This window comes from Euzebya rosea, from assembly GCF_003073135.1.
GTDB lineage: Bacteria > Actinomycetota > Nitriliruptoria > Euzebyales > Euzebyaceae > Euzebya > Euzebya rosea.
The window spans coordinates 45712-72376 of the sequence record NZ_PGDQ01000011.1; the positions used below are offsets into that span (position 1 = coordinate 45712).

At 71.9% G+C, this 26665-nt stretch carries 21 protein-coding genes; 8 read left to right on the forward strand and 13 right to left on the reverse strand.

Going from position 1 to position 26665, the window contains the following annotated elements:
- Positions 1 to 3: 3 nt before the first annotated feature.
- The 5 genes from CUC05_RS15360 to CUC05_RS15380 all read right to left on the reverse strand — a co-directional run bounded on the left by CUC05_RS15360 (position 4) and on the right by CUC05_RS15380 (position 4222).
- Positions 4 to 270, reverse strand: a complete 267-nt coding sequence (locus tag CUC05_RS15360) for a hypothetical protein (RefSeq protein WP_108667009.1) — start codon at positions 268 to 270, stop codon at positions 4 to 6.
- Positions 271 to 365: 95 nt separating this feature from the next.
- Entirely contained in the window at positions 366 to 1124 is a 759-nt protein-coding gene (locus CUC05_RS15365) for an iron ABC transporter ATP-binding protein (protein WP_108667010.1), read from the reverse strand.
- Positions 1121 to 2149, reverse strand: a complete 1029-nt coding sequence (locus CUC05_RS15370; RefSeq protein ID WP_205712362.1) for an iron chelate uptake ABC transporter family permease subunit — start codon at positions 2147 to 2149, stop codon at positions 1121 to 1123. Before CUC05_RS15370 ends, CUC05_RS15365 begins: the two co-directional genes overlap by 4 nt.
- Positions 2142 to 3170: an ABC transporter permease gene (locus CUC05_RS15375; RefSeq protein ID WP_205712363.1), complete on the reverse strand. Its 1029-nt coding sequence runs from the start codon at positions 3168 to 3170 to the stop codon at positions 2142 to 2144. The genes CUC05_RS15370 and CUC05_RS15375 overlap by 8 nt, the downstream gene beginning before the upstream one ends.
- Positions 3167 to 4222: a siderophore ABC transporter substrate-binding protein gene (locus CUC05_RS15380; protein ID WP_205712364.1), complete on the reverse strand. Its 1056-nt coding sequence runs from the start codon at positions 4220 to 4222 to the stop codon at positions 3167 to 3169. The genes CUC05_RS15375 and CUC05_RS15380 overlap by 4 nt, the downstream gene beginning before the upstream one ends.
- A 97-nt stretch (positions 4223 to 4319) precedes the next feature.
- Between CUC05_RS15380 and CUC05_RS15385 the strand changes: the two genes are divergently transcribed.
- A complete protein-coding gene (locus tag CUC05_RS15385) occupies positions 4320 to 5159 on the forward strand; it encodes a siderophore-interacting protein (RefSeq protein ID WP_108667012.1) in 840 nt (279 codons plus the stop codon).
- A 249-nt stretch (positions 5160 to 5408) separates the two neighbouring features.
- Here the strand turns inward: CUC05_RS15385 and CUC05_RS15390 are convergent, their stop codons facing one another.
- Positions 5409 to 7871: an ATP-binding protein gene (locus CUC05_RS15390; RefSeq protein ID WP_108667013.1), complete on the reverse strand. Its 2463-nt coding sequence runs from the start codon at positions 7869 to 7871 to the stop codon at positions 5409 to 5411.
- 119 nt (positions 7872 to 7990) lie between these two features.
- On the opposite strand from CUC05_RS15390, the gene CUC05_RS15395 reads away from it, so the two are divergent.
- From CUC05_RS15395 to CUC05_RS15405, 3 genes are all read left to right on the forward strand, one after another.
- Positions 7991 to 8209, forward strand: coding sequence for an antitoxin (locus tag CUC05_RS15395; protein WP_205712365.1), 219 nt, complete (start codon positions 7991 to 7993; stop codon positions 8207 to 8209).
- 69 nt (positions 8210 to 8278) lie between these two features.
- Entirely contained in the window at positions 8279 to 8758 is a 480-nt protein-coding gene (locus CUC05_RS15400) for a hypothetical protein (RefSeq protein WP_108667014.1), read from the forward strand.
- 70 nt (positions 8759 to 8828) lie between these two features.
- The gene (locus CUC05_RS15405; protein ID WP_108667015.1) at positions 8829 to 9851 is read left to right on the forward strand and encodes an NAD-dependent epimerase/dehydratase family protein; all 1023 of its coding nucleotides are present in this window, start codon (positions 8829 to 8831) and stop codon (positions 9849 to 9851) included.
- Positions 9852 to 9867: 16 nt separating this feature from the next.
- On the opposite strand, the gene CUC05_RS15410 is transcribed toward CUC05_RS15405, so the two are convergent.
- The 4 genes from CUC05_RS15410 to CUC05_RS15425 form a co-directional block, all read right to left on the reverse strand.
- A complete protein-coding gene (locus tag CUC05_RS15410) occupies positions 9868 to 12198 on the reverse strand; it encodes a TPM domain-containing protein (RefSeq protein ID WP_108667016.1) in 2331 nt (776 codons plus the stop codon).
- A 45-nt stretch (positions 12199 to 12243) separates the two neighbouring features.
- A complete protein-coding gene (locus tag CUC05_RS15415) occupies positions 12244 to 12516 on the reverse strand; it encodes a hypothetical protein (RefSeq protein WP_108667017.1) in 273 nt (90 codons plus the stop codon).
- A 48-nt stretch (positions 12517 to 12564) separates the two neighbouring features.
- Positions 12565 to 13701, reverse strand: coding sequence for a dienelactone hydrolase family protein (locus tag CUC05_RS15420; RefSeq protein ID WP_108667018.1), 1137 nt, complete (start codon positions 13699 to 13701; stop codon positions 12565 to 12567).
- A gap of 122 nt (positions 13702 to 13823) precedes the next feature.
- A complete protein-coding gene (locus CUC05_RS15425) occupies positions 13824 to 14393 on the reverse strand; it encodes a QsdR family transcriptional regulator (RefSeq protein WP_157965617.1) in 570 nt (189 codons plus the stop codon).
- 61 nt (positions 14394 to 14454) lie between these two features.
- Between CUC05_RS15425 and CUC05_RS15430 the strand changes: the two genes are divergently transcribed.
- Positions 14455 to 15861 (forward strand): gamma-glutamyltransferase, encoded by a 1407-nt coding sequence (locus CUC05_RS15430; protein WP_108667020.1) that lies wholly within the window; start codon positions 14455 to 14457, stop codon positions 15859 to 15861.
- A gap of 15 nt (positions 15862 to 15876) precedes the next feature.
- On the opposite strand, the gene CUC05_RS15435 is transcribed toward CUC05_RS15430, so the two are convergent.
- The gene (locus tag CUC05_RS15435; RefSeq protein WP_108667021.1) at positions 15877 to 16719 is read right to left on the reverse strand and encodes a DUF6676 family protein; all 843 of its coding nucleotides are present in this window, start codon (positions 16717 to 16719) and stop codon (positions 15877 to 15879) included.
- 120 nt (positions 16720 to 16839) lie between these two features.
- Here CUC05_RS15435 and CUC05_RS15440 point away from each other — a divergent pair, with 120 nt between their 5' ends.
- From CUC05_RS15440 to CUC05_RS15450, 3 genes are all read left to right on the forward strand, one after another.
- On the forward strand, positions 16840 to 17325 hold the full coding sequence (locus CUC05_RS15440) for a MarR family winged helix-turn-helix transcriptional regulator (protein WP_108667022.1): 486 nt from the start codon (positions 16840 to 16842) through the stop codon (positions 17323 to 17325).
- Positions 17326 to 17500: 175 nt separating this feature from the next.
- Positions 17501 to 17905: a hypothetical protein gene (locus CUC05_RS15445; RefSeq protein ID WP_108667023.1), complete on the forward strand. Its 405-nt coding sequence runs from the start codon at positions 17501 to 17503 to the stop codon at positions 17903 to 17905.
- Between the two features lie 90 nt (positions 17906 to 17995).
- On the forward strand, positions 17996 to 19768 hold the full coding sequence (locus CUC05_RS15450; protein ID WP_108667024.1) for an ABC transporter ATP-binding protein: 1773 nt from the start codon (positions 17996 to 17998) through the stop codon (positions 19766 to 19768).
- A 51-nt stretch (positions 19769 to 19819) separates the two neighbouring features.
- Here the strand turns inward: CUC05_RS15450 and CUC05_RS15455 are convergent, their stop codons facing one another.
- Both CUC05_RS15455 and CUC05_RS15460 read right to left on the reverse strand, forming a co-directional pair.
- Positions 19820 to 25186, reverse strand: coding sequence for a cell wall-binding repeat-containing protein (locus tag CUC05_RS15455; protein WP_157965618.1), 5367 nt, complete (start codon positions 25184 to 25186; stop codon positions 19820 to 19822).
- Between the two features lie 116 nt (positions 25187 to 25302).
- Positions 25303 to 26562 (reverse strand): hypothetical protein, encoded by a 1260-nt coding sequence (locus CUC05_RS15460; RefSeq protein WP_108667026.1) that lies wholly within the window; start codon positions 26560 to 26562, stop codon positions 25303 to 25305.
- Positions 26563 to 26665: the final 103 nt, after the last annotated feature.

The window sequence follows — 26665 nt, forward strand, 5'->3', positions numbered from 1 at the left end:
TGATCAGTCCAGGTCGACCCCGCACTCGATCAGCGCATCGGTCAGGGCGTCGATGTCGATGCCCTCCGGCGGCTCGTCGGCGTCGATGTTGTCGACCAGCAGCTGGGCCTGCTCGTCGCCGACGGCGTCGACGAAGCACTCCGCTTCCTCCTGGGTGGCGCCCTCGTCGACGAAGGTCTGGACGAGGTCGCTCCCGCCACCACCGCAGGCGGTCAGCAGCAGCCCGAGGGCGAGCACGAGGGCGGTCATGGTGTGGCGTGGGGAGATCATCAGGTGTCCTGTCGACGCGGTCGTTGAGGGCACAGGTCGTACCACCACGATCCGCCGTCGCGGGGCCCGGTAAGGGGTTGGTAAGGGCACCGGCGTCAGCCGAAGTACACCCCCAGCCGCTTGCCGGCGACCTCGTGGACGTCCACGGGCGTGTCGAAGACATCGCTGAGGACGGCCCCCTCGACGATGTCGGTGGGGTGTCCGTCGGCGACCACCCTCCCGTCGCGCATGGCGACGATCCGGTCGGCGTGCCACGACGCGAAGTTGATGTCGTGGATCACCACCACGACGGTGCGACCGAGCTCGCTGGCCATGCGGTGGAGCAACCGCATCATGGCGGCGGAGTGCCGCATGTCGAGGCTGGCCAGCGGCTCGTCGAGCAGCACGTAGTCGGTTCGTTGCGCCAACGTCATCGCGACGAACGCCCGCTGGCGCTGGCCGCCCGACAGCTGGTCGAGGTACCGCTCGGCGTACGGCTCGAGCTCCAGGAACGCGATCGCCTCGGCGACGGCGGTGGTGTCCTCCGCCGACAGCCGGCCCCGCGAGTGGGGGAACCGGCCGAACGCCACGAGCTCGCGGACGGTCACCCGGACCGAGAGGTGGGTGTCCTGGCGCAGGATTGCCAGCCGTCGGGCCAGGTCCCGCGACGGGGTGGACGCCACGTCCATCCCGTCGACGGTGACCGACCCTCGGTCGGGGTCCAGCAAGCGGCCGACGATCGACAGCAGCGTCGACTTGCCGGCCCCGTTGGGGCCGATGACGGCGGTCACCCCTCCCCTCGGCAGCACCAGCGAGACGTCGTCGACGACCACCGTCGATCCGTAGGACTTGGTCACGCCGTCGATGACGATCATCGGCGACCCTCCTTCATCAGCAACACCAGGAAGTACAGGCCGCCGACGAGGTTGACGACGATGCCCAGGGCTGTGCCGAACCCGAGCAGTCGCTCGAGCACGAGCTGGCCGCCGACCAGCGCGATGACGCCCAGCAGCGTCGCCGCGGGCAGGACGACGGCATGGCGGCTGGTGCCGGTCAGCTGCCGCGCGAGGTTCGCCGTCAGCAGCCCGAGGAAGGTGACCGGACCGACCAGGGCGGTCGGCACGGCCACCAGCACGGCGACCAGCACGAGCTGTGCGGTGACGAGCCGGCGGTGGTCGACGCCGAGGCCGAGCGCCGTCTCGCGGCCGAGGGCCACGACGTCGAGCTGGCGCCTGCCCCGCCAGGCCAGCCCGGCCCCGCCGGCGACGACGACGGCGGAGAGGGCCAGCAGCTCCTCCCGCACGGTGTTGACGCTGGCGAACAGCCGGTCGGCGAGGACGACGAACTCGTTGGGGTCGATCAGGCGACCGACGAGGTCGCTGCCGGAGGCGAACAACGTGCCGCACACGACCCCGGCCAGCACCACGGCGTGCAGGTCGCGGCCGGTCGATCCGAACAGCAGCCGATGCAGGACGAGGGCGAACCCGACCATGGCGGCGGTCTCGACGGCGAAGCGGACCTCGGGGCGGACCCGCGACACCTCCAGCCCGCCCAACCAGTACACGGCGGCGGACTGGATCAGCACGTAGAGGGCGTCGAAGCCCATGATGCTGGGGGTCAGGATCCGGTTGGTGGTGATGGTCTGGAACAGGACCGTGGAGGTCCCGACCGCGGCGGCGACGACGACCATGGCTGCCACCTTGGTGGCGCGCAGCTCCAGCGCGAACGCCCAGGAGCCCCGGACGCCGAGCAGCATGAAGGCCGCGACGACCGCGAGCGCCACGGCCAGCAGGACGAGCAGGACGCGACGAGTCCGACGGTCGCCGTGGCCCCCCGGCCACGGCGCCGTCGGACCGCCCCGGATGTCGGGCCGGTGGTTGGGCACGAGCAACTCAACCACCGACACGAACGGGACGCCTGAGGACGAGGGCCAGGAACACCACGCTGCCGACCACGCCGACAACGGTGCCCACGGGCACCTCGTAGGGGTACCTGACGACGCGGCCGATGACGTCGCACACGAGGACGAAGCCGGCACCGCACAGGGCCACCAGCGGCAGGGAGGACCGCAGGTTGTCCCCGCGCCACAACGAGACGACGTTGGGGACCACCAGGCCGAGGAACGGGATGGCGCCGACGACGACCACGACGATGCCGGTCACCGCGGCCACGACGAACAGCCCGGTGGCGACGACCCGACGGTGGGACAGCCCCAGGTTGGTGGCCATCTCCTCCCCCATGCCCGCGACCGTGAACCGGTCGGCCCAGAGGTAGGCGAGGAGCACGGCACCGGCGACCAGCCACAGCAGCTCGTAGCGGCCGCGCAGCACGCCGGAGAAGTCCCCGTTGGTCCACGCGCCGAGGGACTGCAGGAGGTCGAGGCGATAGGCGAGGAACGTCGCGACCGACCGGACGACCCCGCCGAACAGCAGGCCGACCAGCGGGATCATCAGCGTGTCGCGAAGCTCCAGGCGACGCAGCAGCGCCAGCAGGATCGCCGTGCCGGCCATCGCGAAGGCGACGGCCACGACCATCTTCACCATCAGCGAGGCGCCGGTGAAGGCGAGTGTGGCCACGACGATGCCCAGGCCCGCCGACTCGATCGTGCCGGCGGTCGAGGGGGCGACGAACCGGTTGCGGGCCAGGTGCTGCATGATCATCCCTGCCACGCCGGCACCGGCCCCGGCGAGCAGGATCGCGACGGCCCGGGGCAGGCGGCTGACCAGCAGCAGCCGCAGCGCATCGGGGTCAGCACGGACCACCCCCACGACGTCGAGGTCGCTGACCCCGATGGCCATGGAGGCCACGGTGGCAACGCCCAGCAGGCCCATCCCGATGGGGACGGTCCAGCCAGCCGAGCGCCTGCCCGGCGAGCGCAGGAGGCCGGTCACCACGGGCCCGGTCACGAGGGGACCGGTCACGACAGGGCGGCGTCGATCTCGCCGATCATCGCCTGGACCGACCGCAGGCCCGAGGGGACCAGGTACCAGTTGACGCCGTCGAGGTAGTGCACGTCGCCGTTGGCCCAGGCGGTGGTCTGGTGGACGATCTCGTTGTCCAGCATGACCGATGCGGCCTCGCCGTCCTCCCCGATGGTGGCGTCGCGGTCGAGGACGAACAGGTGGTCGGGGTTCGCCTCGGCGATGAACTCCCACGAGATGGCGTCGCCGTGGGTGGCGGCCTCGACGTCCTCGACTGCCGGGGCGACACCCAGCAGGTCGTGGATGATGCCGAAGCGCGAGCCGGGCCCGTAGGCCGACACCTCGCCGCCGGTGGTCAGCACGATCAGCCCGGTGCCGGCCTCGGCCGCCTTGTCGTTGACCGCGGCGATGGCGGCATCGACGTCGGCAAGGGCGTCGGCGACGCGGTCCTGCACACCGTGGATCTCCCCGATGATCTCCAGGTTGCGTTCGATGGACCCGAGGAAGTCGTCGTCGTCGGTGGTCAGGTCGATGGTCGGCGCGAGCTCCGACAGCTCCGGATAGACGGTCGAGGAGCGAGCCGCGACGACGATCAGGTCGGGCTCGAGGGCGTTGACGGCCTCGTAGTCGGGCTCGAACAGCGTGCCGACCTTCGCGTACTCCTCGCCTGCGTACTGCGCCAGGTGCTCGGGCAGGTTCGGCACGTCCGGGACACCGGCGATCGGGGCGCCAGCCCAGTCGAGCATGTCGAGCGCGCCGAGGTCGAACACGACGACCGTCTCCGGATCGGTCGGCACGGTCGTCTCGCCCTGCGCGTGGGCGATCACCACCTCGTCGGCGGCCGCGCCGTCGGCTGGGTCGGCGTCGGCGGTGGCGGTGGCGGTGGCGGTGGCGGTCGACGATCCGCTCGCGTCGGCGTCGGCGTCGGCGGTGGCGGTGGACGATCCGGTCGCGTCGGCGGTGGCGGTCGTGTCGGCACACGCGGCGGCGAGCGACAGCAGCAGGACGAGCAGGAGGGCGCGCAGCGGCATGCGGCGGGGACGGGCGGTCATCGTGGATCTCCGAGTTGGGTGAGGTAAGGCTTGCTTAAGTAAGGTGAGGTTTACCTACGCCGTTGTGCCGACGCAAATCCAGCCCGAGAGGACCGCCATGCCCGCCACCGAGCGCACTGCCACCGAGACGACGCCCACCGCCCCACCGACCGGGCCTCCCCGTCGGCGCATCCGCCGCGCCACGGTCACCGACAGCCAGCGCATCAGCCCGCACGTGCAGCGCGTCACCGTCGAGGGCCCCGAGCTGGCCGACTTCGATCCCGCACGGGACGGGTTCGGCGGCCACGTCAAGCTGTTCCTGCCCACCCCCGGCGAACGGGTGGCCACGATCCCCACGTTCGGTCCGAACGGCCTGGAGTTCCCGGAACGCGCCAGCAGGCCGATCGTCCGGACCTACACCCCACGTGCGTTCGACCCGTCCACCCACCGCCTGTCCGTCGACATGGTGCTGCACGGCGAGGGTGCGGCCAGCAGCTGGGCAGCCAGGGCCCAACCGGGGCACGTGATCGGCGTGGCCGGTCCGGGCCGGGGGTACCACCCCTCCCCCGACGCCGCCCACCTGCTGCTGGCCGGCGACGAGACCGCCCTGTCGGCGATCATCGCCATCGCCGCCGCCGTCCCCTCCGCCACGGCCCTGCAGGTCCTCGTCGAGGTGCCCGAGCTCGCCGACGCGCAGGACGTCGCCTCACCCGCCGGGGCCACGGTGTCGTGGTTGGCCCGCGGGGACCACGAGCCGGGCGCGCTGCTGCGTGCGGCGGTCGTCGCAGCCGACCTGCCGTCCCAGGCGCACGCCTGGGTGGCCGCCGAGGCCCGGACCGTCCGCGACATCCGGCGGGACCTGCTGGATGTCCACGGCTGCGCACGCGACCGGGTCGTCATCCGCGGCTACTGGCGTGCCGGCACGGCGGACCACCCCGACCACGACTACGGCGACTGACGGCCGCCACCACTCCCCCTGCCCCCCGCCCCCCCCTCCACGACAGCCGTCTCGTGCACTTCCGCGCACATGCCGCCCGACGTGCACGAGCTGAGGGCCGGCTCGTGCACTTCAGTGCACCACGTGCCCGAAGTGCACAACGCGATCCCGTGGCCGGGTGGTCGCCCGGCGCGGCGCCCCCGCCCCACAGACCGAGCACGCGGTTGTCCACAGGTGTGGACAACCGCTGTGGAGACCGAGAACGCGGGCTCAGGCGGCGGCCGTGGGTACCCAGACGAGCGTGACGGCAACCAGGTCGATGTCGTTCTTCTCCAGGTCGACCTCGACCTCCTCGATGGCGCTGGCGGCCTGCATCCAGCGGTGGTCGATGTCCATCAGCTCCGCCGACAGCTCCTGCTCGAGCTCGATGAGGTCCTCCTGGGCGTCGACGAGCTTGCCCTGGGCGGTGTCCAGCCGTTGCTGCGTGCGCGAGGTGGTGCCCCGCTTGGAGGCGGCCCGCCGCAGGTCTGCTGCCACTCCACGCGCGGACTTCCGCCCACCGAGGAACCCACCGAGGATGGACGAGCCGATGTTGATGAGCTCGCTGGACTTGCGCGAGGAGACGTCCGCCTCGAGCTGGGCGACCCGGTCCTGTGCCGTGCGCATGGCGGCGGTGATCCGGTCGGCCTTCGTCGCGAACCGGTCGCGCACCTTGGCCGCTTCCTCGTCCTCGCGCTGCTCGGAGAGGACCTCGCAGCGCTGCTCGAACGCCTCGCGGGTCTCCGCCGGTCGGCTCCAGCAGTCCAGCTCGGTGTTGTGCAGCACCGTCATCGTGCGGGTGCGGTACAGCTCGTCGCGCACGCCCACCTCGACGGACTTCCACCACGTCTTGTTGCCGATCTTCGCCTCCGGGATGACCCACACCGCGCCGTCCGGTGCGTCCTCGCGCAGGTCACGGTCGTCGTAGTCGACGGTGGTCAGCCCCGAGAGGTCCTTGGGGTCGTCGTTAAGCGGGAGGACGGCCTCGAACTCCTCGGTGTGGTCGAGGCCGGCCTTGGTCTCGTCGAACGTCATCCGCACCCTGATGGCGACGTGGGGTTCGAGGCGGGTGCCGCCCGGGATCGCCCCGACCTCGCCCGCCCATGCGGCCGCCGGGTCGAGGTAGCGCTGCACGACCTCGTCGGGCACGGTCGGGGCGACGGTGGACTCGTCGTCGGCAAGGGTCGTCCCGGCGGGTGGGGCGGGCACGGCCGCAGCGGTCCCTGCTGCCGCGCCCTCCCCGGCGCGGGTGGTCGACGGGGGTGTGGTCGGGGCGGTCGGCGAGGCTGTGGCCGGCGCGCTGGCGGTGGCCGCGGCGGCGGCCAGCTCGGCCTTCTTGTCGGCCATGAGCTGGGCGATCTGTGGACCGGTCAACGGGCCCGCCAGGTAGTTCATCGCCCAGCGGGTGCCGAAGACCCCGCGGCCACCGTCCTTGGCGGAGTGCAGCACGAACTGCCGCTTGTCCAGGCTGGAGATCGCGGCGGCCACGGCGTCGATGTCGACCGCGCCGTCAGCGGAGCGCATGCCCTCCAGCAGCCGGTCGCGGTCGCGTTCGGTCTGCAACCTGCCGATCATCCACGTGCCGGCGTTGGAGATCGCCTTGTAGTCCAGGTCGACGGGGTTCTGCGTCGACAGCACCATGCCGACCCCGAAGGCGCGGGCCTGCTTGAGGATGGTGAGGATCGGCTGCTTGGCCGGCGGGTTGGCGACCGGCGGCACGAACCCGAAGACCTCGTCCATGTAGACCATCGCCCGGAGGGAGGAGGTGCCGGACTGCCCGCGCATCCAGGTGATCAGCCGGGACAGCACGAGGGTGACCACGAACTGCCGTTCGTTGTCGTCGAGGTGGGCCAGCGACACGACCGCGCAGCGTGCACTGCCGTCGTCACCGAAGAGCATCTGCTGGATGTCCAGCGGGGCCCCCTGCGCCCAAGCCGCGAAGGTCGGGGAGGCCAGCATGCCGTTGAGGCGCATGGCCAGGCCCATGCGGTCCTTGGCCGGGAAGAACGTGTCGAGGTCCATCACGCCGAGCTTGCGCAGCGGCGGGTCCTGCACGCGGGCGACCAGGTCGGGAAGGCCCAGCGACTCGCCCTTGCCCCACGCGTCGGTCAGCAGGTTGGTCAGCAGGATGTGCTCGCGACCGGTCAGCGGGTCGGAGTCCACGTCGACCAGCGCCAGCAGCCCCGAGACCAGGTCCGTGACCTCGTCGTTGACCGCCTGGGGGTCGGCGTCGGCGGGGACGTCCAGGCGGCCGACCAGGTCCAGACCGACCCCGGTGGTGGCACCCGGCGTGTAGATGGTCACGTCGACGTCGGCCAACGCCTGCATCCACTCGGGGGTGATGCCGCTCCGGGCCGTGCCCCCCTGCCACAGCTCCGCCTTGGCGGCCGCATGGTCCTCGGGTGTGCGTCCCTCGCGCTGGGCCTCGGCCTCGTCGATCCACGGACGGAAGTCCTCACCCCTGAACCGGGGGAACGTCAGGCACAGGTTGGCCATGTCGCCCTTGGGGTCCAGCACCAGCGTGGGGATGCCCGACAGCAGGGCCTCCTCCAGCGCCACGATGCCGAGGCCGGTCTTGCCCGAGCCCGTCATGCCCACGATCACCCCGTGGGTGGTCAGGTCCTCGGCGTCCACCTCCACTCGTTCGTCGGTGTCTGCAGCGGTACCGAGGTGGAGCGCTCCGGTCGAGGTCATCGCTGGTTGCTCGCTTCGTTCTGGGGGAATCGGACAGGTCGCGGATGGAGACTAGCCCCGTGGGGTCGCTAGGCTCCGCCCACACAGTCAGTCACCGAGAAATGAAAAGGATGAGGACCATGGGTTTCGCCGACAAGGCCAAGGACATGCTGGACGACGCCAAGGACAAGGCCGAGGACCTGGCCGAGGAGCACGGGGACAAGATCACCGGGGCCATCGACAAGGCCAAGGACATGATCACCGACAAGACCCCCGACAACATCGACGACAAGGTCGAGGGCGCGGCGAAGGCCGCCAAGGACTTCATCGGCAAGATGGGCGACGACAAGGCCGAGTAGCCGGCCGCCGACGATTGCCAATGTGTGACGGGCGGCCCGACGGGCCGCCCGTTGGCGCATCATCCCCCCATGGCTGATCTGGCGAAGAAGATCCTGAAGCACGCTGCGGACACGCTCGAGCCCGGGGAGCAGGTCCTCGAGACGGCGATCGTCACCCCCCGTGGGGCCATGGCCCGTCAGGCCGTCGCCGGCGGGGTCGGCGGCGTGGTCGGGCTGGGTGTCGCCGCGGCGATGGACAAGAAGCGGCGGGACGGGGCACCGGACGCGCCCGAGGGCACGTGGGCCGACCAGTTCCCCAAGCGCAAGGTGTTCCTGTCCGTCACGGACCGTCGGCTCGTCGTCCACGCCTTCGGCGAGATGATGGGCCGTCCCAAGGAGCTGCTCGGCTGGGTGCCCCGCGAGGCCGTGCAGGCCGTGCAGGTGGAGAAGGCCAAGCTGGCCCACAAGGGCACGCTGTGGTTCTCCGACGGGTCGGCCTACGAAATGGACGTGGCACGGGCGGGCGGCGAACCGGATCGCCTGGGGCGGGCGCTCGGCCTGCACGCCTGACGACCGACGACGCGGCGCAGCTGCCCCCTGGGTGACAACCGAGAGGACCAGAGCCTCTACGCTGCCCGACATGCGCATTCTGCTCACGGGGCATCTGGGATACATCGGGGCCGTCATGGCCCCCTTCTTCGTCGAGGCGGGCCACGACGTGACCGGGCTGGACACGGGATACTTCGCCGAGTCCGTCATGGGCGACCCCCTGCCGCCGCTGCCGGAGATCCGCAAGGACCTCCGGGACGTCCAGCCGGCCGATCTCGAGGGCTTCGACGCCGTGGTGCACCTGGCCGCGCTGTCCAACGACCCGGTCGGCAGCCTGGAGCCCCAGACCACCTACGACATCAACCACCACGCGTCGATCCACCTGGCCGAGTGCGCTCGCACCGCGGGGGTGGGCCGCTACGTGTACTCCTCCTCCTGCTCCATCTACGGCAAGGCCGGTGGGGCCGGGGCGCTGGACGAGACCGCCGAGTTCGCGCCAGTCACCCCCTACGCCGAGAGCAAGGTGCGCGTCGAGGCCGAGCTGTTCGAGCTGGCCACCGACGACTTCGTGTGCACGAGCATGCGCAACGCCACCGCCTACGGCTGGTCGCCGATGCTGCGCACCGACATCGTGCTGAACGACCTCGTCGGGTGGGCGTACCTGACCAAGGAGATCAAGGTGCTCTCCGACGGCACCCCGTGGCGTCCGATCGTGCACATCGAGGACATCTCACGGGCCTTCCTCGCGGCCGTCGAGGCCCCGGCCGAGCAGGTGCAGCGGGAGGCGTTCAACGTCGGCCGTGACGACGAGAACTACCAGGTCGCCGAGATCGCCGGGTTCGTGAAGCAGGTCGTGCCCGAGGCCACGCTGAGCATCACTGGCGAGGCCGGCAACGACCCGCGCAGCTACCAGGTGGACTTCTCCAAGATCGGTCGCCACCTGCCCGCCTACCAGCCCCAGTGGACCGCCCTGAAGGGCGCCGAGCAGCTGTACGAGGCCTACCAGCAGCTGGGCCTGACGATGGACACCTTCCAGCGGCTCTACAAGCGGCTGCCCATCCTGAGGCAGCATCGCGAGCAGGGACTGCTCGACGACATGCTGCGCTGGACCTGAGGCCGGACGCCACCCCTCACCAGCGGGAGCTGCGTCCGCTGCGCGACCGGCCCGAGCTGGACCGGCTGCGCGAGGACGACCCCGACCGGCTGCGGCTGCTGGACCCGGTCCGGCTGCGGCTGGACGAACCCCGGCTCGACGAACCCCGGCCGGACCCACCGCCGAAGCCACCACCGAACCCGCCCGAGCTGCGACGTGGCCGGCTGGTGCCGAAGGCGCCACCCAGGCCCCCGCCGTAGCCGCCGCGTCCCGGCCCGTAGGGGCTCGGCCGAGTGGCCGTGGCGCGGCGGACCGACCGGCGGATGTCGTCGGACAGGCCGATGATCTCCCGCTGGATGCCGGCGGCCCGGGTCTCGCGCTGCACGGGATCGGTGACGGCGTCGAGCTGCGCGAGCCGGTCGGTGATGTCCTGCAGGGCGCGGGCGCTGCCGGCGGAGACGTAACGACGATGGCTGGTGGCGTAGCGCTGGAGCTGGTGCAGCTCCTGGCGGGCCGACGACACCGTCTGCTCGGCACGACGCCGGGCCATGTCCGCCGCGGTCACCTCCTGCCGCGCGGTCGCGAGCAGCTCGGCGACCTCGGCCTGGACCTGCCCGGCCGCGGCGACGACGGCCGCCGGGTTGGGACGGTCCTCCGACAGGGTGGACTCGACCTGCTCCATGCGGCTGGTCAGCTGCGTGATCCGTGACTCGATCGGGTCGCTGACGTCGGTGGTGTGCTGCCGCGCGAACGCGGCCGCCTCCGCCACCGCACTCGCCGCACCGGCGAGCGTGCTGGGGGCCAGGTCCGCGGCCTCCTGCAGCGCCGCGTCACGGGCGTGGATGGCGTCCAGCAGCGCCGCGGCGTCGTCGAGGTCGTCCTCGGCGGCGTCCAGGGCGTCATGGGCCTCGTCCCAGTCCTGCACGTCCATGAGCTGGGCGTGCTCCGCCGCGTGCAGGGCGTCGGCCGCCCGGGCCAGCTCGGCCTCGGCCTCGCTGCCGTTGCCGGCAACGTCCTCCCATGCCGCGGTGGCCCATCGCGCCTCGAGCGACTCCATCGTGGTGCCGGCGGCGTCGACGCGATCCTCCAGCGCCTGCCGCCGGGCGCGCAACGAGGCCAGGTCCTCGGCGAGCGCCGCGCGCATCTCCTCGATGCCCTCGACCCACTCGATGGCCTCCGCGACCGCGGCCTCGGCCAGGTCCAGGTGTTCGTCGGTGCCGCGGACCAGCCGCTGTGCGTGGGCGTCGCGGGCCCGGCCGAGTGCGGCGACGGAGACCGACAGGTCGGCCTCCGCCGGGTCGGTCCGGTAGCCCCGCTGCTGGGCATCGGCGATGGCGGATCGGGCGGCATCGTGGTGACTGCCGAGGGCGTCCAGCCGGCTGGGGAGTCCCTCCTCGACCGCCACGAACGCCGCGACGTCGGCGGCGAAGCCGGCCACGAGCTCGCGGGCGTGCACGGCCGTCGGGGCCAGCTCGACGATCTCCTCGGCCACGCGGTCGTAGGTCACCGGGTCCCCGCTGGGTGTGGCGTCGACCTGCTGGGTCAGCGCGTACCACCGGGTCACGACGGACATGACGGTGCCGCGGACGGTGGTCAGCTGCTGGCGCAGCGGGGTGGCCTCGACCAGCGCCAGGCGGTCGGCGAGGGCGTTGGCGTCCAGGACGGCGATGTCGAGGTCGCGTTCCATGTCGACGATGGTCTGCGCCATGTCGGCCTGGGCGGCCACGGCCCTCGCGTGTGCCTCCTCGCGCCGGCGACGTGCCGTCCGGGACCGTGCGGCCAGCGCGGCCCCTCCACCGGCGAGGACGGTCGCCCCCACCCCGCCGGCGAACCAGCCGGTGCCCCCGCCGTCGGGCCCGTCCGCGTCGGCCGTGGCCGACCCCGCGACCTCGGCCTGGATGGCCGCCATGCGGTCCAGCCCGGCGACCAGCCCGCCAGCCAGGTCACCCTCGGCGAACCGCGGGTTCATGACGTCGATGTCGACGTCGGTCTCGTTCACGTCCAGCTCCGGGAGCTCCCCGCCCTCGTACACGGCGGTCTCGCGATCCTCCACCGCCACCAGCACCGCCAGGACGTTGCCGCCCCACTCACCGCTCCCGTCGGTCAGGCCCTGACATCCCTCGACGATCGACACGAGGACGTCCTCGGCGTCGTTGCCGGACAGGGTCTCGGTCACCACGACGAGCGGCCTGACACCCACGGCTGCCAGGCGCTCGGCGGCCTCCCGCACCTCGTCCTCCTCGGGCGCGGTCAGCAGGTCCTCGCCGTCCTGCACCACACCGCCGCAGGCGGAGGCGGCCAGGGCGACGGGGGCGGACGCCAGCACCAGCGTGCCGACGAGCAGGAGGAGGGCGGCGAGACGGGTCATCGCGCGGAAGCGTAGTCCGCCCGTGTCGGGCCAGCGGGCACGAGATCAGCCCGGCAGGACGGCTCCGACGGTGTCGGCGTTGGCACCGGCCCAGTCCCCGACGGCCGACCGGCCCGCCCATTCCCTCAGGTCGATGACCTCCATCGGCTGTGCGGCATCGGGGTCCTGTCCGGACGCGGCCGGATCGGTCAACGAGAAGGCGCCGAGCCGCCGAACGGACATGTACGCCGCCGACGACGGGGCCGACTCGTCGTCAGGACGAGGGCCCTCGACCAGCGCCTGATAGGCCGCTTCGTTCCTGACGGCGTCCCTTGGCACCCAACGGTCCATCCAGGCCACTGTGTAGTAGGCCGCGAGGGCCTCGCCTTAGCGGGTAGCCGGTCCGTGGTAGGCCACCTGTGACCACTCGAGGTGCGTGCCCGCACGAATGACGAGGGTGTAGGTGTCGATGCCTGCGGCCGTCCATGCATCGTGCGCGACCAGCTTCTCGTGGGGATCGGGGGCAGTTGGCGACGGTGTCGGCGACAGGAAGTAGCCATCGGCTGCCTGGTTCATGCCGGGCACGACCGGTACGTAGTCCGTGGTCCCCAGCTGGTCCCAGCCGACGACGGCGCGGATCGGATAGGACTCGCCGTGGCAGTCGGGCACGTCGAGGTAGCGGGTGGACTCGTCGGAGCACTGCTGCACCACGGTGACCGCCGAGGCCCCGAGCGAGTGACCGGCGATGCCGATGTTCTCCCCGTCCAGGACGGCCCATGCCGGGTTGACCCAGTCCATGCGCTCGCCGTCGGAACGAGCTTCCTGGGACGCGACGTCGTCGGCGGTCCACGTGGCGGGCACGTAGGGGTGCTCCGGAGTGGACAGGAAGAACCGCATCGCATCGATCGTGCCCTGCACGAAGTTGAACGACTGCTGGAAGGGCACGCCCTCGGCGGTCGGCAGTGCACTGCCGGGGGCGTGGCCGAACGTCTCGGACTGCCCCTGCCCCTGCACGTCGTAGGTCATGACCACGTATCCAGCAGCGCTCAGCGCTCGCGCGGCCCACCAGTACATCTGGTTCGACCCCTGGATCGACCCGGTCGTGATCACCACGCCCGGGCGAGGCCCCGGCAGCTCGCTGCCCCAGATGTGCCCGTACAGCTTGGCCCCCGTCTGGCTGACGAACGCGATCTCGCGGGGGGTGACGTCGAAGTAGTCCTCCGCGTTCCCCACACCCCACGTGGACATGTACTGGGATGCCCCCACGTAGGCACGGCCGTACCGCGCGTCCGCGAGCTGATGACCCTGTGCCCGTGCGAGTGAGTCGGCCGAGGCGGAGACGAACGCCTCGCTGTAGGCCGGTGTGGTCAGCTGGTAGAGCTGCATGCCGCGGCCACGTGTCAGGTTGTCGCCTTCGTGCGACCGGTACTCCGGATCGGTGTAGTCGTCAGCGGCGGCCGCTGGAGCGGCCATCACCACCGCGAGGACGAGGCAGAGGAACAGGCGGATCGATGGACGTCGCACGACTTCGGCTCCTTGATGACGAGGACCGGTCGGCTCCGAGGACCGGTACTCGCGTCCTTCGCCGCGCCTGCACCGAACACCTCCCCGCCCCCGGAAGGACGAGACGACGTCTCAGGAAGGGGTCAGGCAGGCAGCGTGAGCAGTGCCCGGTGGAGATCACGGGCGAGCTCGAGGTCCGGCTCGTGGCTGTGCAGCAGGTCGGCGAAGATCATCGACTCGCCGATGCGGACGAACATGTAGGCCAACCGATCGGTGTCGCGGGGCAGCTCGAAGCCACCGTCCCGGGCGGTCGCGTCCATCAGGGCCGCCCACGAGGCGACCGACGCCGCATGCACGCCACCGACCTCGGTGAACAGGACCCGGAAGGCCGTCTCCGGATCGTTGCTGACCAGCTGGCGCAGCGGCCTGAACGCCACGACGTCGCTGTTCATGCGGTACGCCGCCTGCACGATGCGTTCCACCGACGGGGGGTGCTCGGCCGACGCGGCCTCGACCGCCTGCGACTGGGTCACGGCCGCCAGGTCGGCCACGATCCGCCCGAGCAGGCGATCCCGGCTGCCGACGACCCGGTAGAGGGTGGCCCGGCCGACGATCAGCTCCTCGGCCAGCGCCTTCATGTCCACGTCGCCGCTGGCCATGAACTGGCGACGTGCGGCGATGTAGGCGTCGGAGTACGAGATGACCCTGCTCATCAGCACCGTGTCTACCACCCGATGAGGGCACACGGGCAAGGCCGGTTAGCCTTCCCCGGCGATGACGTCGCCGCTCGCCCGCCCCGCAGCAGGCCCCACCGCCTCCTCGGCGGCGGGTGTCGGCGTCGCGGCGCACTCCCCGGCGACCGCGGAGGCCGGCATGGCGCTGCTGGACGCCGGCGGGACCGCGGCCGACGCCGCGGTGGGCATGACGCTGGCTGCCTGCGTGGTCGAACCGTTCGTCGTCTCGTTGTTGTCGGGGCTGCACGGCATCCATGTCGACACCGACGGGACGACCCGGGCCGTTGACGGGTTCGTCGACGTGCCCGCCGTCCCGTCCGGCGGGCGTCGGGCGGAGACCACGATCGACTTCGGCGGCGCTCGCGTGCCCTACACCATCGGTGGCGCGACCTTCGGCACGCCGGGCCTGGTCGCCGGGTGCTGGCACCTCCATCGACGCTTCGGCCGCCTGCCGTGGGCCGAGGTGGTGGCGCCGGCCATCGGCTGGGCCGAGCGAGGGTTCGTGCTGTCCGAGCAGGACGAGTCGTTGCTGCACATGCTCGAGCCCGTCATGACGATCGGGGTGGGTCGCGAGGTCTTCTGCGTCGGGGACCGCATGCGGGTGGCGGGCGAGCGGGTACGCATCCCCGACCTCGCCGACGCGCTGCGGCAGATCGCCGAGGAGGGTGGGCCGACGCTCTACGAGGGTCCCATGTCACGCGAGCTGGCCACCTTCGCCGCGGAGGCGGGTGCGCTCGTGACCGCCGAGGACCTGGCGGCCTGCACCGCGGTGGAGCACACGCCACCGACGGTGCGGCTCGGCGGCTGGCAGGTGCGCAGCCGTCGGGGCCTGTCACCCCTCACTGACTGGGTCGCCCGGCTGGACGCCAGCGACGGCCCCCACGCCGCACGGCTGGCCCTGGCCCAGTCGGCGACCCCACCGAAGGCGCTGGGCACGACGTCCCTTGCCGCGACCGACGCCGAGGGCCGCGCCTGCGCGATCACCGCAAGCCTCGGCCTGGGCACCGGCGACTGGTTCCGTGGCAGCCAGCTGAACTCGATGCTCGGCGAGGTCGACCTGCTGGTCGGCGGGCTGCGGCCCCGGACCCGGATGGGCAGCATGATGGCGCCGACCGCGATCGTCTCGCCGACGGGAGCGGCGACGGTCCTCGGGGCGGCCGGCGGCTCCCGCATCCCCAGCGCCATGCTCAGGACGATCGACGGGATCGTGCTCGGCGAGCTCGACGCGACCACGGCCGTCGACCTGCCCCGTCTGCATCGTCTGGGAGATGTTGTCCACGTCGAACCGCACCTGCGGGAGGAGGACGAAGCCGCCCTGGTCGCCGCGGGGTTCACCGTGCAGCGCTGGACGTCGCGCCACCACTTCTTCGGTGGGGTCAGCGTCGCCGGCGCTGCCGGCACGCAGGGCGACCCACGGCGGGGCGGCGTCGGGCTGGCCCATCGGTGAACCCCGGTTGGCCGCTCACCCGATGCGGTCGGTGACCCGGTCCATCAGGGTCTCCGCCCTGGCGATCGGCGGTTCGAGCAGGGCCAGCCGCTCGGCGGTGTTCACCCGTTCGAGGGACCACAGGACGTCCTGGTAGATCCCGGTTGCCTCCGTCAGGATGGCATCCAGCTCCGGGTCGTCGGCGATCGTGACGTGCTCCTCGGTCCGGAGGATCCGGTCGGCCAGGGTCTGGAGGCGGGAGCGGAGCTGGGCCTGCTCGGCGGCGAAGGACCGCTGGGCTCCCGCCCGCTGGCGACGACGGTCCAGCAGCTGGCCGATGACGACGACGAGACCGACCAGGGTGGCCGCGACTGCGACCCAGACCCAGATCGGTGTCGCACGATGGGTCAAGGCGTCCATGAGCGCCCGGCTGGCAACGGCCGCATCGCTGTCGAGGGCGGCCCGACCAGCCCGGTCGAAGGCTGCGTCGACGTCCTCGGAGGTGTGTAGGGTGCTGGCCACCGCCACGTCGTCGGGGGTGAACAACACCACCGTGTCGGCGGCGACGACCCGGAGGAGGTCGTTCGCCCGGTCCTCCGGGGTGGGGGACAACCCGGCGGCGAAGACGGCGATCACCAGGCGCTCCTCGTCGGCGAAGTCGGCCACCACTCCCCTGAGCGCACCGGGGTCCTGCCCGGTGCCCGACGCCACGTACACCCCGTCGTTCAGGTTCTCCACGGCGTCGCCGATGGTGGAGGCAAGGGCCGTGCCCCCGTACCCGAACACCCCGCCCAGCACGAACAGTCCGTGCAGGAGGACGAGCCCACCCAGGACGACGACGGGCTGGGGAACACGATGCACACGGGCACGGCGGATCATCAGTCCGACATCCTGCCAGACCGCCCGGTCCGGCCCTCGACGGGGAGTTGTATCGTCGGAGGAACACGGCGAGGGGAGAGCCAAGATGGTAAGAATCAGAACGATCCATAGAGTGGCGTCATGAGCAACACGACCACCGAGACGCGCTGGCTGACCGCGGAGGAACAGGCGTCGTGGCGCGCGTTCGTCACCGCGATCACGATGTTGTCCCGCCAGCTCAACGCCGAGATGCTCAGCGCCCACGACCTCTCGATGGATGACTACGCCATCCTGGCGATGCTGTCCGAGGCCCCCGAGGGGCGGCTGCGCTTCGGGGAGCTCGCCGACGTGCTGCGCGTCGCCAAGGCCCACATCACCTACCGCTTCCGTCGCCTCGAGGAGCGCGGACTCGTCGAACGGCAGGCATGCGCAACCGACGCACGCGGCGCCTACGCGGCGCTGACCGCCGACGGCCGAGCCCGGATCGAGGTGGCCGCACCGACCCACGTCGAGTCCGTCCGACGCCACCTGCTGGACCACCTGACCCCCGAGCAGCTGCACGTGGTGGGCGAGGCCATGACGGCCGTGGTCGAGGCCGAGTGCGCCGAGACCCCCCACCGCCACTGAGCCCGACGGCCGCGTCCGGCCGCGCCGTCCATGGTCCGAGGCATCGCTCACGAGGCCCGACGACAAGGGCCTTCACACCTCGCACTTTTCACACTACGATCCGTAACGTATCCGGTGCCTGCCTCGTTGGGTGGGATGTCACCCCGGAACCCCGATCGTCCAGCGAGGCCCAACGATGTCGACCGCACTCCTGCGTCCCTACATGCGTGGCGCGGTGCACACCGTCCCGCGTACGGGCGAGTGGCCCCGTTCCTTCGTCGTCACCCTGACCGATGACCACGGCCAGCGCTGGCGGGCCGAGTACACGCTGCACACCGAGGGCAGCGCGCTGTTCACGTTGGAGTCCACACGTGACAACGCGATGGTCGACCCGCCGGTGGTCGGCTGGGTCAGCTGGAGCGACGGAGAGGTCGTCTGTGCCTTCCGCGACGCGGCCAGCGGTACGCACGGCGGCGGGTACCTGCCGGGCTGCGCCCCCGTGGAGGACGGTCCGTTCCAGACGGCGAGCTTCGACGTCGGTCGGTGGATCGCGCTGGCCCAGGAGCTGCTGCGCACCATCGAGGACAGCCGGCCCAGCTGACGTCGGGCCCGGCGGTCAGCCGGACGCCCGGCCCCGACCGACCGACCCGGACCCGAGCCCGCGAGTACCGGGACCGGCAGACTGGCCGGGATGAATCCCCTCCTCAGGTTGTGGCAGCACGCCACCGGTCACCGTCGCAGGATCGTCTTCGCCGCCCTCACCAGCGTCCTCAACAAGCTGATGGACCTGGCCCCGCCGCTGCTCATCGGGGCGGCCGTGGACGTCGTGGTCCGCCAGGACGACTCGTTCCTGGCCGACGCCGGCATCGCCACGGTCCGCGGGCAGGTGGTCGCGCTCGCCGTGCTCAGCGCCGTCGTCTGGATCCTCGAGAGCATCTTCGAGTACCTCTACGCCGTGGCCTGGCGGACGCTGGCCCAGCGGGTGCAGCACGACCTGCGCGTCGAGGCGTTCGCCCACGTGATGTCGCTGGACCAGTCGGTGTTCGCCGACGCGTCCACGGGATCGCTCATGGCGATCCTCAACGACGACATCAACCAGCTGGAGCGGTTCCTCGATCGGGGCGCCAACGAAATCCTTCAGGTCGCGGTGACCGTCATCGTGATCGGGGGCGGGTTCTTCGTCGTGGCACCCGACATGGCGTGGTGGGCCGTCGCCCCCATCCCGCTCATCCTGATCGGCTCGATGCGCTTCCAGCGCCTGCTCGAGCCGCGCTACGCCCGCGTGCGCGAACGGGTCGGCGACCTCAACGCGACCCTGGCCGGTGCCCTCGGCGGAGTGGCCACCATCAAGGCGTTCACCGCCGAACCCCGGGAGATCGCCCGGGTGGAGGAGGAGTCGCAGGCCTACGTGGACGCCAACGACGCGGCGATCCGCCCCTCCTCGGCGTTCATCCCCCTCATCCGCATGGCGATCCTCTTCTCCTTCACCGCCATCCTGGTGCTGGGCGGGTTCAAGGCGATCGACGGGACGCTGGAGGTGGGCGTCTACTCCGTCATGGTGTTCGTCACCCAGCGGTTGTTGTGGCCGCTGACCGGGCTGGGCGAGGTCTTCGACCAGTACCAGCGGGCCATGGCGTCGACCCGTCGGGTGCTGGACCTGCTGTACAGCAGCCACGAGATCGTCGACGGGCCGCGCCAGCTGGACCGTCCCGTCCGCGGCGAGGTGGCGCTGCGCGACGTGCGGTTCGCCTACCCCGACGGCGGGGTCGTGCTCGACGGGGTGGACCTGACGGTCCCGGCCGGGGAGATGCACGCGATCGTCGGCTCGACCGGTGCGGGCAAGTCCACGATCGCGCGGCTGCTCCTGCGGCTGTACGACGTGACCGGTGGCGCGGTGGCGGTCGACGGCGTCGACGTCCGCGAGCTGCGCGTGAAGGACCTTCGCGAGCAGTTCGGGCTGGTCAGCCAGGACGTCTTCCTGTTCCACGGGACCGTGGCCGACAACATCGCCTACGGCGCCCCCGGGGCCAGCCACGAGGAGATCGTGCGGGCGGCCCAGCTGGCGGAGGCCGACGAGTTCGTCACCGCCCTGCCGCAGCAGTACGAGACCGTGGTGGGCGAGCGCGGGCAGAAGCTGTCCGGCGGCCAGCGCCAGCGCATCGCCATCGCCCGGGCCATCCTGAGCGACCCGCCCGTGCTGCTGCTCGACGAGGCCACGTCGGCGGTCGACAACGAGACCGAAGCCGCCATCCAGCGGTCACTCGCCCACGTGTCGAAGGGTCGGACGACCATCGTCATCGCCCACCGCCTGTCCACGATCGTGGCAGCCGACCGCATCCACGTCCTGGACCGCGGCCGCGTGGCCGAGTCCGGCACCCACGACGAGCTGGTCGCCGCCGGTGGCCGCTACGCCAAGCTGTGGGCGGTCCAGACCGGACAGCCGGCGGTGGACCTCGCCAGCTGACCCGTGTCGGGTGACGGGCCGCCCGCCGTGATCACCCGACAACCGTGGCAATCAGCGGCAGATGGCGGCGACCGCGTCGCGCACCGAGGACGAGACGACGTCGGTACCGCCGACGAACTCCACCGGGGGCTGCTGGCGGGCGTCGCACATCGCGGTGGCCGTCTCCTCGGGCAGGCGGTCCTGCTCGACGAGCAGCAACGGCTGGTTCGTCGCCGCCGACAGGCCCGCGGCCGCGAGGCCGTAGGCCCAGCCGAGCTCTTGGTCGCCGGCCGTCACCAGGTACCCGGCGGGGTCGTCCCACCGTCGCTCGGCGATCATCGCCGCGGTCTCGTACCGGTTGGCGCCGGCATGCCGCAGGTGCGGGCCGAGGGCGCCGGCCACGTCGGCCGACACGGCCGCCTCGCCGCCCATGACGATCGGGATGGCGTTGCCGCGTTCGGCCAGCCACGCCTCGACCGCCGGGTGCAGGTCATCGGTCGGTGTCAGCAGGATCGGCTGCGCCGTCCGTGCGGCCCAGCCACCGGCGGTGACGGAGTCCGCCCATGCCGCCGTCGGGTTGTCGGCCGGACCGTCGGCACGGGCGATACCGACCTGGCGCGGTTCGGCATGGCGGCGCTCGACCTCCTCGGCGATGGCGACGGACGTCTCGACCCGGCTGGGTCCGGCGAGTCGCCTGACGAGGTAGCCCATGTCGGCGAGCTCCTCGGCGACGGCTGCGGACAGGGCCGCTTCGCCACCCAGCACCATGACCTCGCCCTCGGGCGGCAGAACCCGACGGATCTCCTCGGCGGTCGCGTCGTCCAGACGAGCCGGGTCGGTGAACAGGAGCGGGGCGTCGCCGGTCAGCGCCGAGCCGGTGAGCGAGTCGGCGAACGCATCGTCACGGGACAGCACGACGGCCGCGGCGCTGCGTCGGTCGACGCCGCGTGTGTCGTTGGCATCGCGGTAGAGCCGCTGCGACAGCTGGATGGCGAGCGCCGCCGGGGTGATGGCCTCCTCGCCCCCGGTCTGGGCGTCGAAGGTGCTGAACGTCGCCGAGGCGATCAGGTCGTCCGGGGTCGGGTCGACCACGTCTGCCACGACGGCCGTGCCGTCCACCGTGTGGGTGCCGGCGGAGGCCGAGGACAGCGCCACCTCCATCTCGTGGGACTCACCCGCGGCCAGGCGGATGGCCTCGCACGACAGGCGGGCGTCGACCACACGACAGTCCTCGGGTGCCTCGACCAGGTCGAGGTCACCGATCTCGAGGGCGAGGAGGACCGGGGCCTCCGCGGGGCCGTCGTTGTGCACCCGGGTGGTGACGACCACGGGCTGGTCGACCGCGGTCTCCCGGGGGGACGCGGCCATGTTGATCGAGACGTCGGCCTGCTCGGGTTCGGGCTCGATGGGCAGCCCACCGCCACCGCCGCCACCGCCGCCGCCACCACCGCCGGGGTCGCCGCCGCCACCGCCCGGGGCGGGGTCGGTCACGGCGATGCGTGCCACGGCCCGACCATCGAGCCCCGTGGCGTCGGAGGTGACGCGCACGGCGACCTCGTGGATGCCGACGGCGAAGCCGGTGGTGTCGAGGGTGGTCTCGGGGCCGGTCGCGTCGTCGAACGCGCCGTCCTCGTCGAGGTCCCAGGCGAAGGCCAGCGTCCCGCCGTGCGGATCGATGGACGTGGAGGCGTCGAGCGGGACCTGCTGGCCGACCTCGTAGGGGCCCTCGGGGTCGTCGATGACGGCCGTCGGCGGCGTCCGGACGCTGAGCACCCGTGTTGCCGTGTCCTGCAGGCCGCTCGCGCCCGACGTCACCCGGACGGTGATGTCGTGGTCGCCGGCCCCCAGGGTGCTGGTGTCGACCGGGTTGATCGCCGTCGTCCCCTCGTCGGTGTCGAAGGCGCCGTCGTCGTCGACGTCCCACGCGAATGCGAGCGGGCCGCCCTCCGGGTCGGTCGAGGCCGAGGCGTCCATGTCGACGACGGTGCCGACCGCGACCGCCGGGCCGGGGTCGGCCAGGGCGGCGACCGGCGGGTCGGCCGGTTCGACGGGTTCGGTCACGGCGACCGATGCGGTTGCCGTGTCGTCGAGGCCGAAGCCGTTGGTCACGCGGACCGCCACCGGGTGGCTGCCCGCGGGGAAGCCAGTCGTGTCGAGGGTGGTCGTCGGGCCGGTGGCGTCGTCGAAGGCGCCGTCGTCGTCGAGGTCCCAGGCGAACGTCAGCGCCGAACCCTGCGGGTCGGTCGACCCGGAGGCGTCCAGCGGGACGGGCGTTCCGCGCTCGACCGCGGGGCCGGGGTCGGCGATGGCGGCGACCGGCGGCTGGGGTTCGGCCTCGACCTCGATGTCCGCCGACGCGGTGGCGAACTGGCCGTCGCCGTCGGTGACGGTCACGGTGACGGTGTGGGTCCCTCCGGTGAGGCCGGTGGTGTCCAGCGTCGGGGTCGCGGCGGACGGGTCGTCGAAGGCGTCGCCGGTGCCCCCGTCGAGGGTCCACGAGTAGGTCAGGGGTGTCCCGTCGGGGTCGATCCAGCCAACGGCGGTGACCGACACGGCGGCGCCCTGCGGGATCGTGCCGCTCGGCGCGGTGATCCCACCGACCGGAACGCGGAGCGGCCCGGCGATGACCTGGACCTCCGACATGACGAGCTCACGTCCCGGGCCCTCGAGCAGGATCCGCACGTACCGGGCGCGAACGCCCTCGACGAACGCGGTCGGCCGTCCGATCGTGGCGGTGAACGGCGTGGTGGTGATCGTGGGGTCCGCCAGCAGCTGGGTCAGCGTGCGTGAGCCGAACGGCGTGGGGGACGCCATGACGTAGCCGTTGGAGAGCCGGTTGAGGGAGTGCTGCAGCCAGTTCCAGACCCGCACCTCCTCCACGAGGAGCGTCGTGCCGAGGTCGACTTCCCACCACTGGTCGGTCCCCCACGAGGTGTGGCTGACCGAGCAGTCGTCCTCGTAGCCGGCGATGCTGCCGTCGATCGCCCTGTCGGCGGAGTGCACCCCGCACGGTGCGTAGGGGTGCGTCGTCGACTGGCGAGCGGTGCCGGTCACCGCCTGGTTGGTCGGCGGAGCGGTGTCGCGGTACCGGGCCACGATCGCCTCGGGTGCGTTGCCCCCCACGATCTGGCGGCTGCGGGCGCGGCCGCTGGTCCAGCCGACGAAGGACAGGCCCCCCTGGACGAGCGGAGCGGAGACCGTGACCTTCTGGTTCTCGTACAGGGTGAAGGGGGTGGCCTCGGTGATCTCGGCGCTGCCGAGGGTCACGGGCAACCCCGGCGGGTCGGAGGAGACGACGTACTCGTACTCGTTCATGCGCAGGTCGATGCACTCGACGTCACGGAACCCGCTGCTGTCGGTCGCGGTGAGGCAGCCGACCATGTACCAGTCCGACCCGTGGTCGGGGATCCAGAACGGCGCCAGGCTGCCGCCACTCCCCGAGGCCTGGTCGGGATGCACGTGGTCGTTGTGGTTGATCTGCACACGCCACTGCAGGGATGCCCCGGTGAGCTGGCCGTCCTCGGCGTCCGTTGCCTCACCCGTCATGGCGACCATGTCGCCGATCGCGTAGCCGTCCTCGACCGTCGGACTGGTGATCGTGACCTGCGGCGCGTACGTGGTCGCCACGGTCCAGCGGAAGGTGGTCGTGCCCTGACGCTCGCCGTCGCTGGCGATCACGGTGACGTCGTAGGTCCCGGGGGTCGTCGGCTGGCCCGTGATCAACCCGGTGGCGGAGATGCTCAGTCCCGGGGGCAGGGGCGCGGACGGATCCACGGCGAACGTCACCGGTTGGCCGTCGGGGTCGCTGGCCAGGACCTGCAGGTTGACGTCCCCACCCAGGCCGCTGGACTGGTCGACAGGACGAGACACGACCGGGGCGCGGTTGGGGTCCTCGCCCACGTAACGGATGCGGGTGATCCGGCTGGCCACGATGTCGAGCATCCACATCGTGCCGTCGGGGCCGACCTGGGTGTCGACGATGTCACCGATCCCGGTCGCGAACAGCTGGGCATCCGGCGCGTTGCCGGTGGCGACCCCGCCCGAGTCCCTGACCGCCGGCAGGTACGACAGGGTGGCGTCGTTGAAGTCGGTGAAGAAGTAGCCGTCGCGATAGGTCAGCGGCCATCCGGTCCCGCGGTACCAGTCGCCACCGATGGCGGCCCCGCCGCCGGTCCCCTCGGCGCCGGGAGGCGAGTAGGCGTCCTGGCGGTAGGCGTGCAGGGCCGGTTCGATGACGACGGTGCCGTTGGCGACGTCGTCGTAGAGGGTCTGGCAGTCGGGTTCGGCGGTGTACTGGAACGTCGGGAGGTTCTGCCCCTGGCCGCCTTCGTAGCACGGCCATCCGTGGTTGCCGCCGAACCCGGTGTTGATCTCCTCCCACGTCGAGAAACCGACGTCGCCTGCGGTCAGGTCACCGCGGTCCGGGTGGATGGCGAACCGGAAGGGGTTGCGAAGTCCCGCGGAGACCACCCGCGACCGGTTGTCGGCACCGTCACCGCTCCACCAGGGGTTCTGCGGCACGCCGAGACCAGTGACGGGGTCGACGCGCAGGATCTTGCCGTTCAGGCTGTCGGGGTCACCGGATCGGAACGCCCGATGGTCCGCACCCGTGGCGGACGCGCCGTCACCGTGTCCGACGTGCAGCAGGCCGTGGGGTCCGAACCGGATGGTCCCGGTGCTGTGCAGGGCCGCGTCGGAGGCGATGCAGTCCTCGAGGTAGCCCGCCCCGTCCCTGCAGGACTCCAGCGGGAGGCACTCGGCGTCGTTGGACGGGTCCCCGTCGTCGAGGCACCCCGGATAGCAGCCGTTGGTCGTGGTGCAGTCGGGATCCGCACCCAGGGCTGCGGTCAGCTCGGCGGGCGTGGGATCCATCGGATCGACCATCCCCGCCGCGCCGAGCACCACCGTCTCGCTGCCGGGCACGACCTCGTAGGACGGGATCTGGACCCCGAGCTCGGGCTCGAGCACGACCGGGGCGAGCTGGACGGAGGTCACCCTGGAGATGCGCCGGCCGCTGGTGTCGGGGGCCAGCGAGGCAGGGTCCCAGGTGTAGGCGAGGTACAGCAGCCGAGTGGAGGGGTCGGTCCGGTCGAAGTCGGGATGGAAGGCGATACCGGTCAGGCCGCGGTCGTGGTGGGCGTTGACCTGTCCCTCGATGTCGAGGAGGAGGCCGTGGGAGGTCCCGTCCTCGCCGTACAGGTCCACGTGGCCCCGCTTGTCGGCGACGGCAACGATGGCCTCGTCGGGCAGGAACGCCATCGCGTTGGCGCTGTAGGTGCCCCCGACGTCCATCACGGTCTCGATGACGAAGTCGGGCGGCAGGGTGGGCTGGGCCTGCGCCGCGGTGGGGACCGCGAGGAGCGTCGCCGCCACCATCGCCGTCATCAGCCCGACGACCGACAGCCGTCGACGAACGTCGCCACCGGTACTCCAACCCACGGTCCCACCCCTGCTCGTGTCGCTGATCGCCCCCGTGCGTCGCAGCGTAGTGCTGTCGGGAGCCGACTTCAGCAGTTCATTCACTCACCGTAGTGAGACGTAACGCGCCGCCCAAGTCAACCCCTGCCGTGGAGGAGGGGATGCCAGCGCACCCGCCAGGCCTGTGCGGCCGTCAGCTCCCGGCCGCCCTCGGCCCAGAACATCAGGTTGTCCGCACCGAGGTCGGCGCACTCGTCGGCCCTGACGCTGCCGTCCAGGTCGGTGTCGGCCGCCGCGGTGCACTCGGGCGTGTCGTCCACGCTGTCGTGGGTCCGGCCGTCGTCCTCGCTGGTGTGCACCGGCAGTCCGGCGACGTGCAGCAGCTCGTGCAGGGCGACGGTCCCCTTCGCGGCCGCATCCCCGCTGGCCGAGACCAGCACGCACGCGTGGGACGGCGGACCGATCACCGGGGTCCCTGGGGCGGCCACGGCGAACCCGCTGATGTCCCCGTCGGGGTTGCGGTACGCCACGCGCAGGTCGTCGGCGGCGTCGACCGACGCGGTCAGCACGCCCTCACCGATGCGTTCGGCGAGGACGACCACCGCGGTCCCGGGTGTCGGCTGCAGCGCCCTATGGGCGGCGGAGCAGGCCTCGTGGCCGTCGCCGGCGAGCCCGTCGACCCCGAGGACCCGGTGGCTGGCACCGGCGTCTCCCGCGGCGACGACGTCCAGCGACCCGATCCCGAGTCCGTGTGTGGCCAGCACCGCGTCCATGTCCGCACGCCACCGTTGGGCGACGGCAGGGATGTCGACGTCGACGGTCGCCCAGACCGCGATGTCGAGTCGTGGCGGGTCCAGGTTCCCGTCGTCGTGGCTGACGGCGGTCGCCACGGTCGCGGTGGTCCCGTTGGTTGCCACGCGGACGCGCCACTCCCCCTCCGTCAGGGGGTGGTCGGGCGCCGAGGCGACGTACAGGCCGACCGCACCCTCGTCGGCCAGGACCCGTGGGTGGAGGTCGTCGACGAGGAGCAGGCCGGCCCTGAGGTCCGCGGCGTAGCGCACCTCGCCGGCGGGGTCGGTGACCCTGGTGATGCCGACGAGCTCAGCAGGCTCCTCCCCCTCCACCGAGAGCAGCCACGCACGGTCCCGTGCCCCGACCGCCACCACGACCTCGTCACCGTCGGTGACTGGCGCGCTGGTGATCCTGAGCCGCTCGGGCGTCGTCGGCGTGAGGGTGGGCACGGTGGTCGGCCCCGGGGTCGCCATGGACGCGGCCGGCTCGGCGGTTCGCAGCGCGAGCGGGGGCAACGTGGGCGCCGGGGTGGGCGCGGCGCTGGTGCACGCGGACACGAGGACCGCCACCAGGGCCGCGAGCAGCATGGCCGACACGGTCCTCACACGCGGTCGAGGGTATGCCGAGGGGCGGATCCACGGCCGGAGGCAGCCCCCGAACCGGTTCGCCGCATCGACCCCCGGGATTGACAACGCCTCCAGCCCGGGC

Bases quoted from the DNA above. Each gene is read 5' to 3' on its own strand.
- CUC05_RS15360 (WP_108667009.1), bottom strand. From the start codon at position 270: ATGATCTCCCCACGCCACACCATGACCGCCCTCGTGCTCGCCCTCGGG.
- CUC05_RS15365 (WP_108667010.1), bottom strand. From the start codon at position 1,124: ATGATCGTCATCGACGGCGTGACCAAGTCCTACGGATCGACGGTGGTC.
- CUC05_RS15380 (WP_205712364.1), bottom strand. From the start codon at position 4,222: ATGACCGCCCGTCCCCGCCGCATGCCGCTGCGCGCCCTCCTGCTCGTC.
- CUC05_RS15385 (WP_108667012.1), top strand. From the start codon at position 4,320: ATGCCCGCCACCGAGCGCACTGCCACCGAGACGACGCCCACCGCCCCA.
- CUC05_RS15390 (WP_108667013.1), bottom strand. From the start codon at position 7,871: ATGACCTCGACCGGAGCGCTCCACCTCGGTACCGCTGCAGACACCGAC.
- CUC05_RS15395 (WP_205712365.1), top strand. From the start codon at position 7,991: ATGGGTTTCGCCGACAAGGCCAAGGACATGCTGGACGACGCCAAGGAC.
- CUC05_RS15400 (WP_108667014.1), top strand. From the start codon at position 8,279: ATGGCTGATCTGGCGAAGAAGATCCTGAAGCACGCTGCGGACACGCTC.
- CUC05_RS15405 (WP_108667015.1), top strand. From the start codon at position 8,829: ATGCGCATTCTGCTCACGGGGCATCTGGGATACATCGGGGCCGTCATG.
- CUC05_RS15410 (WP_108667016.1), bottom strand. From the start codon at position 12,198: ATGACCCGTCTCGCCGCCCTCCTCCTGCTCGTCGGCACGCTGGTGCTG.
- CUC05_RS15425 (WP_157965617.1), bottom strand. From the start codon at position 14,393: ATGAGCAGGGTCATCTCGTACTCCGACGCCTACATCGCCGCACGTCGC.
- CUC05_RS15430 (WP_108667020.1), top strand. From the start codon at position 14,455: ATGACGTCGCCGCTCGCCCGCCCCGCAGCAGGCCCCACCGCCTCCTCG.
- CUC05_RS15435 (WP_108667021.1), bottom strand. From the start codon at position 16,719: ATGATCCGCCGTGCCCGTGTGCATCGTGTTCCCCAGCCCGTCGTCGTC.
- CUC05_RS15440 (WP_108667022.1), top strand. From the start codon at position 16,840: ATGAGCAACACGACCACCGAGACGCGCTGGCTGACCGCGGAGGAACAG.
- CUC05_RS15445 (WP_108667023.1), top strand. From the start codon at position 17,501: ATGTCGACCGCACTCCTGCGTCCCTACATGCGTGGCGCGGTGCACACC.
- CUC05_RS15450 (WP_108667024.1), top strand. From the start codon at position 17,996: ATGAATCCCCTCCTCAGGTTGTGGCAGCACGCCACCGGTCACCGTCGC.